Origin of the sequence: Streptomyces sp. NPDC057010, from assembly GCF_042673805.1 — a bacterium.
Classification (GTDB): domain Bacteria; phylum Actinomycetota; class Actinomycetes; order Streptomycetales; family Streptomycetaceae; genus Streptomyces.
Map to the genome: position 1 here is coordinate 5550 of NZ_JBHUSC010000089.1, position 9834 is coordinate 15383.

A 9834-nucleotide genomic window follows, 5' to 3' on the forward strand; every position below is an offset into this window, starting at 1 on the left:
GCGGGCGGGTCCGGGGGGCCCCCGCCCGTGGGGGCGCGGGGGGGCGGCCGCGGCCCCCCCCCCCCCCCCCCCCCGCGGGGGGGGGGGGGGGGGGGCCCCCCCCCCCACCCCTACCGGATCTCCAGGATCTTCTCCCGCATCGCGTAAACGACGGCTTCCATCCGGGAATGCAGCTGCAGCTTCTCCAGAATGTTCCGCACGTGGTTCTTCACCGTGTTCTCGGAGATGAACAACTCCTTGGCGATGTCCCGGTTGTTCATACCGGTGGCCACCAGCTTCAGAACCTCCAGCTCCCGGTCCGTCAGCCGCGGCGCCGGCACCAGCCGCCGCTCATCGGTCCGCTGGATCATCGACTTGAACTCGGTCAGCAGCTTCGACGCCATCGACGGACTGATCTGCGACTGCCCGTCCGCGACCGCCCGGATCGCCGTGGCCACCTCGTCCGTCGAGATCTCCTTCAGGAGGTACCCCGTCGCCCCCGCCTTGATCGCGTCGTAGAGGTCCGCCTCCTCGTCGCTGATCGTCAGCATGATGATCTTCGCGGAGGGGGCCACCTCCTTGATCGAGGTGCACGCCTCGATCCCCCCGCGCCGGGGCATCCGTACGTCCATCAGCACGATGTCCGGCAGCAGGTCGGCCGCCTTGTCCACGGCCTCCGCACCGTCCCCCGCCTCGCCGACGACCTGGATGTCCTCCTCCTGCGCGAGGACGATCTCCAGCCCGCGGCGGAAGAGCGCGTGGTCGTCGACCACGAGGACCCGGATCGGCTCCCCGGCCGGCGTGCCCGCGGATTCCGCGGCGGAATCCTCCACCGCACCCGCAGCGCCCGCCTCTCGGCAGCCCGCACCGTCGTCACCGCGCACCGGCCCGAAGCTGTCCGCCATCATTCCTCCCCCTGCATGTGCTGAGCTGCCGGGCCAACCGGACGGGCACCGCCGCCGGTTGACTGCCCGCCATGATTCCATGCCCACACCACGGCGCGGGGGCCCAAAGGTGGCCACCTGGCGCATACCCGTCATGCAGCTGCCCCTGCGGGACGCCGGAGCGGCGTCCCGCAGGGGCAGACGATTGACGTGCTCAGCCGCGGCTCAGCCGCCGAGCGCTCCGCCGGCGCCGCCCCGCGGCTCCTCCGAGCTGGAGGCCCCGTCGGGGTTCACGTGGATGACGCCGTAGTCGTAGGCGTGACGGCGGTAGACGACGCTGGGCAACTTGGTCTCGGAGTCGACGAACAGATAGAAGTCGTGGCCGACCAGTTCCATCTCGTAGAGAGCCTGGTCGAGCGACATGGGTGCGGCCGAGTGGGTCTTCTCGCGGACGATGAGCGGGCCCTCGCCCTGCACTTCCAGCGATCCGATCCGGGTGATCGGAACCCCGTTGGCCTTTTCCTCCTGGTACGGCTGACCATTGCTGTCGAGCGTCGCGGCATTCGGCACCGCGTCGGCCACCTCGGCCGCCGAGAGCCGGCCGGTGCCGCGGCGGGTGTATCGCTTGTCGTGCTGCTTGCGCAGCCGGGCCTCCAGCTTGTCCTGAGCCAGGTCCAGCGCCGCATACGGGTCGGCGGCGGCGGCCTCGGCACGGATCACCGGGCCCCGCGAACGCAGGGTGATCTCCACGCGGTCGGAACGGTCGGCCTGGCGCGGGTTGTGTTCCTTGGACACCTCGACGTCCAAGCTGATCACCTTGGCGTCGAGCTTCTGGATCCGCTCCGGATTCAGCTTCTCGGCCACGTGCTTGCGGAACCGGTCGGGCACCTCGGTCTTGCGGCCCTTGACGACGATGTCCACGCAGAACTCCGTTCCCGGATAGCTCCGCCTCGTGGGGCGAAGCGTCTCCCTTTCGCACCAGGCTCCGGCGAAGGCCGGAGCCTCGGACTTGGCGACTTTCACCTCCTCCTCCCCCATCGGCAAGATCTACACCCCACCGACTTCGGAGTCGAGAGACAGCGATGCGTGGGGCCCAAGGCTCGCCAGTCCTCACAACCGAACATATCCCTCTATGGCGGTTGTCGGCACCCGCTACCGGAACGTACTTCCGTCCAGGTGGCCAATCCCTCGTACTACCTGCAACGATGGGCCTTCCCCGGCAGTTCCAAATCTATTCACAAGATTTTTCCGCTGTACGGGTAGCCGCCACCACCGCGGCCCGCAGCTCCCCCTGCCCCAGGCCGGCGGCGCGCACCGCACGGGCCGCCTCCGCGAGCGTCGCTCCGGTGGTGACCAAGTCGTCCACGAGTACGATCACGGCCCCGTCCGTCAGCCGCGCCCCGCCCCGGCACACCCCCAGTGCCCCTGCGAGGTTCTCCCGGCGCTCCCCGGCCCCCAGACCGGCCTGGTCCGCCACGGCCCGCCGCAACCGCAGTACGGGCGCCACGCGCGCGGGCACACCGGCCCGCCGCAGCCGCCCCGCGGCGGCCAGCGCGATCCTGCGCGCCGGATCGTGCCCCCGCGCCCGGACCTGCCGCCGCGCCGACGGGACGGGCACCAGGGCCACCTCCCGCTCCCCCGTCCCACGCCCGGCCCCGGCCGCCCGTACCGCCCCGGCCAGGGCAGCGCCCAGCGCCCCCGCCAGCGGAAGCGCCCCGCGCTCCTTGTGGGCCAGCAGCACGGCCCGTACGGCACCTTCGTAGGGGGCGGCCGCATACACCGCGGGCAGCCCGGACACCCGCGCAGAAGGCCGCGCACGCACCGCCCCGGCCCCGCTCAGCGCCGCCCGGCAGCCGGCGCACAGCACCACCCTGGCGGCCCCGCAGCCGGCGCAGTCGACCGGCAGGACCAACCCGGCCAGCTCCTGCCGCCACCCCCGCACCCATCCACTCTGCAGGGGCCCGCGCCGGCCCGCCACCCCTGTGGACGACCGGGAGAAGCCGCAGGTCAGCCCGGATACACCGGAGCCCGGCCGCCCGCCGCGACCGTACGCCACTGCGCGCCCGGCGGCAGCCACACGATGCCGTCGTCCTCCGACCAGCCCACCACCGGCTTCGGCTTCGACTCGTCCTCCGAGGCGGCGACCGCCACCGCGCTCAGCCCGGTCGCCCCGGGCAGGCTCGCCGCGACCATCGAGCCGTCCGCCAGCATGTAGCGGGCCTGCACGACCCCGCCGCTCTCCCGGCCCACCACCAGCAGCCGGCCCCGCGGCGCCCAGCTCATCGCCGTCACGTCCGCCATCTGCGGGGCCGCCGGACGCAGCTCGCGCACCGACACCGCCGAGACGTCACCCTTGCCGTCGGGCCGTTCGATCCGCCCGACGTACAGGTTCTTGCGGGCACCGTCCCGCTGCACGAGCAGCGCGATCCGCACCCCGTCCGCCGAAGCCTTCAGCGAGGTGATCCGCCCGCCGTCGAGCCCGGCCACCTGCACCTTCTCCGGGGTCCCCGTTCCGCCCGGCACCCGCCACAGCCCCAGGTGCTGCGGGTCCTGGTCCGCGACCCACAGGTCGCCCGCCGCGTCCCAGCTGGGCGCGGTCAGCGAGTTCGGCTTGTTGCCCTTGCCGGTCAGCACCGGCTGCGGCATGACCCCGGCGCCGGACAGCGACACCACGTACAGCCCGTGCCCGTCCTCGGAGACCACGGCCGCCCGCCGCTCGTCGTAGGACACGGCCGCCGATCCGGCCTTGAAACCGGGGGCCGCGTTCAGCGGCCCCGGCACCGGCTCGGGCCGGTACTGCTGGTCCTCGCCGGCGATGTCGAGCTTCATCCGCACCAGCCGGTTCGCGTCGTCCACGAAGTACTGGTACTCGGGCACGCGCGGCCGGTTCGCGATCGCCGCCGCGTTCACGTCGGTCACCGAGCACAGCGAGGACGACTTGCCGTCGGAACGCAGCAGTTCGACCCGGTTGAGCCGGGAGGCCGTCAGCTCCTGCACCGTGTACAGGAGTTGGGTGGCCATCTTCTGGCACTGCGGCTGGGCGACGTTGTCCGCCTTGTCGTTGAGCGGCACGCGCAGCGTGTTCTGGCCGTCGTACGAGAGGGACTTGGTGCCCGGGCGCAGTTCCGTTCCGGTGGGGAAGCTGGACTCGACGACCGGCCCCAGCCACCTGGACGGCCCGGCGAGCAGCGACTGCACCGTCTGCGTGGTCGGGTCCATCCGCGAGTCGGGGTCGGTGCGCTGGCGCACGTACACGGGATCGGCGACGAGCGTGCCGCCCGCGAAGTAGTACTTGTTGACCGGCATGTAGATGCGCTGGAAGTCGGACTCGCTGAGCACGAGGCTCTTGGGCGGGGTCGCGATCCGCCACTGCTTGTTCTCCTGGACCAGCTGGAGGAACTCCTCGTACGTTCCGCCGCCGGTCTCCGGCTGGTAGGCGCTGCGCTCGTCCACGGTCGCGAGCTTCGTGCCGGTCACCTTCCAGCGGGGCCCGTCGGGGTCCTTCTCGCCGCGGATCGGGGACCGGTCGAGGCCGGCCGACAGCACGGTGACGGCGCTGCCGGGCTTCCAGGTCTTCGCGGCTTCCTCGGTCAGGTACTTGCGGGCGGTCTCCAGCTGCGGGTCGTCGCTGGTCATCGCCTCCAGGAAACCCTTGACGATCTCGGCGGCGCCGGCCTTGTCGGCCGGGGGCACGCCGAACACCCGGACCTGCGAGTCGACGCCCTGCGACCCCTGCACCGCGCGGATCTCCCCGTGCGTCGGCATGGAGGCGCAGCCGGCCAGCAGCAGCCCGGCCGCGCCCAGCGCGTACGCCCGCAGCGTGCGCGGCCCGCGGCCCCGGGCCCGCCCGCTCCCGGGCTCAGCGTCCGTCGGCATCGGCATCGGCACGGCCCTCGGCGTCGGCATCGGTTCGGTCCTCCTGTGGTGCCTGCTCGGCCGGCCGGGGCACGACCCTGGCCCCGTTGCCCGGCAGGGCCGTCGGGTCGGCGGGTACGGGCAGCGCCGTGGCGACGGCCGACCGGGGTGGTATCGGCGACCGGTCGGCGCCGTCCGCCGGCGGCTTCGGGGCCGCCCGGCCCGCGGCGTCGGCGGCGGCCCTGGCGCGGTTGGCCCGGGAATCCTCGGGCTCCAGCGGAATCGGGGATCCGCGCAGCGGCTCGTCGGCGGTGCGCGGCAGGGTGAGGCGGAACTGCGAGCCGCCGCCCGGCTCGCCCCATGCCTGGAGCCAGCCGCCGTGCAGCCGGGCGTCCTCGACGGCGATGGACAGGCCCAGGCCCGTACCGCCGGTCGTGCGCGCCCGCGCCGGGTCGGCCCGCCAGAAGCGGTTGAAGACGCGGGTGGCCTCGCCGGGCTTGAGCCCGACGCCGTAGTCCCGTACGGCCACGGCGACGGCCCCGCCCGCCGACGCGAGGCGGACCACCACGTCGCGGCCCTCGCCGTGCTCGACGGCGTTGACGACGAGGTTGCGCAGCACGCGCTCCACGCGCCGGGCGTCGGCCTCGGCGATGACGGGCTGGGTGTCGCCCAGCACCCGGATCCGGGTGCCCTTGTGCTCGGCGAGCGGCTCGGCCCCGTCGATGACGCGGCGCACGACGTCGCGCAGGTCGATGGGCTCGGCCTGCAGGTCGGCGGCGCCCGCGTCGAAGCGGCTGATCTCCAGCAGGTCGGCGAGCAGCGACTCGAACCGGTCCAGCTGGCCGGCGAGCAGTTCGGCCGAGCGCGCGGTGATCGGGTCGAAGTCGACCCGGGCGTCGTGGATGACGTCGGCGGCCATCCGTACGGTCGTCAGCGGGGTCCGCAGCTCGTGCGAGACGTCCGAGACGAACCGGCGCTGCATCCGCGACAGGTCCTCCAGCTGCTGGATCTTGAGCTGGAGGTTCTGCGCCATCTTGTTGAAGGCCTCGCCCAGGCGGGCGATGTCGTCCTCGCCGGTGACCTTCATCCGCTCCTGGAGCCGCCCGGCCGAGAGCCGCTCGGCGATCCCGGCGGCCATCCGGACGGGGGTCACGACCTGCCGTACGACGAGCCAGGCGATGGCGCCGAGCAGCACGACGACGAACAGGCCGGCGGTGGCGAAGGTGCCCTTGACCAGGTTGAGGGACTCCTCCTCCTGGGTCAGCGGGAAGAGGTAGTACAGGTCGTACGGGTCCCCGTTGATGTCCGTGAGCCGCTTGCCCACGACCAGCGCGGGCTGGGGCGCCTTCTCCCCGGCCCCGGAGGTGTACCGGATCTCGGAGAAGGTCTTGAAGGCGCCGGTGGCGTGGTCGACGGCCCGGCGCAGCGACACCGGGACGCTGGCGGTCGGGTCCACGTTGCCCGAGGCACGGGCGCCCTTGACGCCCTGGGTGCCGGGCAGGTCCTGCTCCCCGGTGCCGGCGCCGAGCGCGACGACCTCGAAGGCGGTCTGGCCGCCACTGGCGAGCTGCTTGACGAGGGAGTTCATCCAGGTGCTGGCGTCCCGGCCGACCTTGTTGTCGGTGGCGTCGGGGCCGTCCACGGTCGCGGGGGCGTTGGCCTTCTCCTGTGCGACCGCGAACCCGCCCGCGGCCTGGCTCTGCGCCGCCTCCTCCTTGGCGTCCAGCAGGCCCTTGCTGACCTGCGCGACGACCACGAAGCCGAGCGCGAGCACCACGGCGAGTGACATCAGCAGGGTGGCGGCGACCACCCGGAGCTGGATGTTGCGCCGCCACAGCCGGACGGCCGGGAGCAGGGGCCGGCGTACGAGACGTACGCACAGCCGCAGCACGGCGCCGCCGGGCCCCCTGTCCCGCAGCAGCCGGCCGGCCCGCAGGGTCCCCCAGCGGGAACCGCCCCGGCCCTTGCCGGACTGCACGTCAGCTGGGTCCGGCCTTGTAGCCGACACCGCGCACCGTCACGACGATCTCGGGGCGCTCCGGATCCTTCTCGACCTTGGAGCGCAGACGCTGTACGTGCACGTTGACGAGGCGGGTGTCCGCCGCGTGCCGGTAGCCCCACACCTGCTCCAGCAGCACCTCACGGGTGAAGACCTGCCAGGGCTTGCGGGCGAGCGCGACCAGCAGGTCGAACTCCAGCGGGGTCAGGGCGATCGAGGCACCGTCGCGCTTGACCGAGTGCCCGGCCACGTCGATGACCAGGTCACCGATGGCCAGCTGCTCGGGCGCGGGCTCCTCCGACCGGCGCAGGCGGGCCCGGATGCGGGCCACCAGCTCCTTCGGCTTGAACGGCTTGACGATGTAGTCGTCGGCCCCGGATTCCAGGCCCACGACCACGTCCACCGTGTCGCTCTTTGCGGTGAGCATGACGATCGGCACGCCGGACTCGGCCCGGATCAGCCTGCAGACCTCTATGCCGTCCCGTCCGGGCAGCATGAGGTCGAGCAGCACCAGGTCCGGCTTCGCCTCCCGGAAGGCAGCAAGTGCCTTGTCACCGTCCGCTACGAACGACGGCTCAAAACCTTCTCCACGCAGCACAATGCCGAGCATCTCGGCCAGCGCGGTGTCGTCGTCGACGACAAGGACGCGTCCCTTCATGGTTGACATCATCCCATTAGCTAATCGTTACCAGGCGGTGAGCTGCCCCACAGCCAAAAGGGCTGGAAATCGCCCCTCGGACCTGCGTGGAGATCAGGTCGACCAGTCTGCCCCGTATCCGGGTGACAATTGAAGCCACGGGCTGCCGGAGATCGGGGGGTACGGCCGGTCCGTCGGGTGATCCCTCATGACACGATGGCAGCGACCAGCGCCCCCGCCGCAGTGCACGTGAAGGAGCGACGATGAACGACTCTCCGGGCTGGGCCACGCCCGGATCCTCTCCGTCCGACGGTGAGCGACCGGGGGCACCCGCCGATCAGCCCGCACAGCCCGCTGCCGACCCGAGGTGGTCCGCCCAGCAGCCGCCGCCCGGCCAGTGGCAGAGCCCCGCACCCCAGACGCCGCCCCCGCCGCAGCCCGGCCCGGGCTGGGGGCAGCAGCCCCCGTACGGCCATCCGGGCGGCCCCGGCCAGTGGGGCGCTCCGCCGGCCGCGAAGCCCGGAGTGATCCCCCTGCGCCCCCTGGGCCTCGGCGAGATCCTCGACGGCGCGGTCGCCACCATGCGCTCCCACTGGCGCTCGGTCCTCCCGATCACCCTGGTCGTGGCCACCGTCATCCAGGTGATCAGCCTGATCACGCAGAAGTACGCGATGGCGGACCTCGCGCTCTCCTCGGGCTCCGAGGCGGACGTCAACGCGTCCCTCGACAACATCGGCACCACCCTGACGCTCCTGGCCGCCACCCTCTTCATCGCGGCCATCGGCGGCCTCGTGGCCACCGCGATGCTCACGATGATCTACAGCCGGGCCGTGCTCGGCACCCCTTCCACGGTCGCCACCGCCTGGCGCGAGGCCAGGTCCCAGCTCCTGCGCCTCCTCGGCCTGACGCTGCTCCTGACCCTCGGCGCGGCGCTCCTGGCCGGTGTGCTGATGCTGCCCGGCATACTCGCCCAGAGCCCGGGGCTCATCCTCGCGGCTCTCCTCCTCGGCTTCCCCGTCATCGGCGCCTGGCTGTGGATCAAGTTCAGCCTGGCCTCCCCGGCGCTGATGCTCGAGAAGACCACGGTCTTCAAGTCCCTGGCCCGCTCCTCCAAGCTGGTCAAGGGCACGTGGTGGCGCATCTTCGGCATCACCGTCCTCACCGCCCTGATCACCGGCATGGTCTCGGCGATCATCGTCTGGCCGCTGACGCTCGTCGGCATGGTCGCCTTCGGCGGCGGCCTCACGGGAATGGCGGACGGCACCGCCTCCACCGCCTGGGGAGCGCTCATCCTCTCCGGCATCGGCACGATCATCGCCCAGACGATCACCATGCCGATCCAGTCCGGCGTCACCGTCCTCCTCTACGTCGACCAGCGCATCCGGCGCGAGGGCCTCGACCTGGAGCTCGCCCGGGCCGCCGGCGTCGAGAACTACGGGACGACCGGAGGCTGACGCACCGATGATGAGTACGGGGGGCCTCATCACCCGCGCGGACACACCACCGGTGACGACACCGCGCGACCCCGCCCGGGAGGCGGCCGAGCGCGAACTGTCCAAGCCGATGTACCACGAGAACGACCCGGGCCTGCTGGACCGCGCCCTGCGCAAGTTCCTGAACTGGATCGACGACCTCTTCGACGCGGCCTCGGGCGCAACCCCCGGAGGCACGCTGGGCCTGGTGGTCATCCTCGTCCTGGTCGTCCTGGCGACGGCGGCCCTGTGGTGGCGCCTGGGCAAGCCGGCCCGGAGCACGTCGTCGACCCACCTCTTCGACGACGGCGGCATCCGCAGCGCGGCGGACCACCGCAAGGCCGCGGAAGCCCATGCCGCGGCGGGCCGCTGGACGGAGGCCGTCCAGGAACGCATGCGCGCCGTGGTCCGCTCCCTGGAGGAACGCACCCTCCTGGACCCCCGCCCCGGCCGCACCGCCGACGAGGCAGCCGCCGAAGCCGCCGTGTCCCTCCCCGCCCACGCCGCGGACCTGCGCGCGGCCGCCCGCACCTTCGACGACGTCACCTACGGCGGCCGCACCGCCGACGCGGACACCTACAGCCGCCTGCGCACCCTCGACGCCACCCTGGACCGCACGAAGCCGCTCCTGACGGGACCCACCGCATGACCGCCGCCCCAGACCCCGAAGGGCACACCCCGGGCCCCACCGGGGACGGGCATGCGCCGGGGCGCCCCCGCACGGCGCCGGACACCGCCCCGCCGGCCCCCACCCCCGCCGCCGAAGGGCACACCCCGGGCCCCACCGGTGACGGGCGTGCGCCGGGGCGCCCCCGCACGGAGCCGGACACCGCCCCGCCGGCCCCCACCCCCGCCGCCGAAGGGCACACCCCGGGCCCCACCGGGGAGGGGCGTGCGCCGGGGCGCCCCCGCAGGGCGCCGAACGCTGTCCCGCCGCCACTGTCCGACCCCTTGCCACGTTCGACGCTCTGGTTCGTCCCGACATCAGTAGCCCGCGTAACCATGACC

8 protein-coding genes are annotated in these 9834 nt (G+C 72.9%); 2 read left to right on the forward strand and 6 right to left on the reverse strand.

Annotation, left to right across the window (positions count from 1 at the left end; translation table 11 throughout):
• Window positions 1–110: 110 nt before the first annotated feature.
• From ACFTXQ_RS35235 to mtrA, 6 genes are all read right to left on the reverse strand, one after another.
• Window positions 111–884 (reverse strand): response regulator, encoded by a 774-nt coding sequence (locus ACFTXQ_RS35235; protein WP_382649373.1) that lies wholly within the window; start codon window positions 882–884, stop codon window positions 111–113.
• Between the two features lie 204 nt (window positions 885–1088).
• Entirely contained in the window at window positions 1089–1784 is a 696-nt protein-coding gene (hpf, locus tag ACFTXQ_RS35240) for a ribosome hibernation-promoting factor, HPF/YfiA family (RefSeq protein WP_382649352.1), read from the reverse strand.
• A 310-nt stretch (window positions 1785–2094) separates the two neighbouring features.
• A complete protein-coding gene (locus tag ACFTXQ_RS35245) occupies window positions 2095–2805 on the reverse strand; it encodes a ComF family protein (protein WP_382649354.1) in 711 nt (236 codons plus the stop codon).
• A gap of 65 nt (window positions 2806–2870) precedes the next feature.
• Complete coding sequence (locus ACFTXQ_RS35250) at window positions 2871–4769, reverse strand: LpqB family beta-propeller domain-containing protein (protein WP_382649357.1); 1899 nt, start codon at window positions 4767–4769, stop codon at window positions 2871–2873.
• Window positions 4723–6696: an MtrAB system histidine kinase MtrB gene (mtrB, locus tag ACFTXQ_RS35255; protein ID WP_382649360.1), complete on the reverse strand. Its 1974-nt coding sequence runs from the start codon at window positions 6694–6696 to the stop codon at window positions 4723–4725. The genes ACFTXQ_RS35250 and mtrB overlap by 47 nt, the downstream gene beginning before the upstream one ends.
• 1 nt (window position 6697) lies before the next feature.
• A complete protein-coding gene (gene mtrA / locus ACFTXQ_RS35260; protein WP_189747360.1) occupies window positions 6698–7387 on the reverse strand; it encodes a two-component system response regulator MtrA in 690 nt (229 codons plus the stop codon).
• A 230-nt stretch (window positions 7388–7617) separates the two neighbouring features.
• On the opposite strand from mtrA, the gene ACFTXQ_RS35265 reads away from it, so the two are divergent.
• A complete protein-coding gene (locus ACFTXQ_RS35265) occupies window positions 7618–8808 on the forward strand; it encodes a hypothetical protein (RefSeq protein ID WP_382649364.1) in 1191 nt (396 codons plus the stop codon).
• Window positions 8809–8815: 7 nt separating this feature from the next.
• Complete coding sequence (locus tag ACFTXQ_RS35270; RefSeq protein WP_382649367.1) at window positions 8816–9475, forward strand: DUF4129 domain-containing protein; 660 nt, start codon at window positions 8816–8818, stop codon at window positions 9473–9475.
• Window positions 9476–9834 lie beyond the last annotated feature (359 nt).

Excerpts from the sequence above, each read along its gene's own strand:
- ACFTXQ_RS35235 (WP_382649373.1), bottom strand. The coding sequence starts at position 884 with ATGGCGGACAGCTTCGGGCCGGTGCGCGGTGACGACGGTGCGGGCTGC.
- ACFTXQ_RS35250 (WP_382649357.1), bottom strand. The coding sequence starts at position 4,769 with ATGCCGACGCCGAGGGCCGTGCCGATGCCGATGCCGACGGACGCTGAG.
- mtrA (WP_189747360.1), bottom strand. The coding sequence starts at position 7,387 with ATGATGTCAACCATGAAGGGACGCGTCCTTGTCGTCGACGACGACACC.
- ACFTXQ_RS35265 (WP_382649364.1), top strand. The coding sequence starts at position 7,618 with ATGAACGACTCTCCGGGCTGGGCCACGCCCGGATCCTCTCCGTCCGAC.
- ACFTXQ_RS35270 (WP_382649367.1), top strand. The coding sequence starts at position 8,816 with ATGATGAGTACGGGGGGCCTCATCACCCGCGCGGACACACCACCGGTG.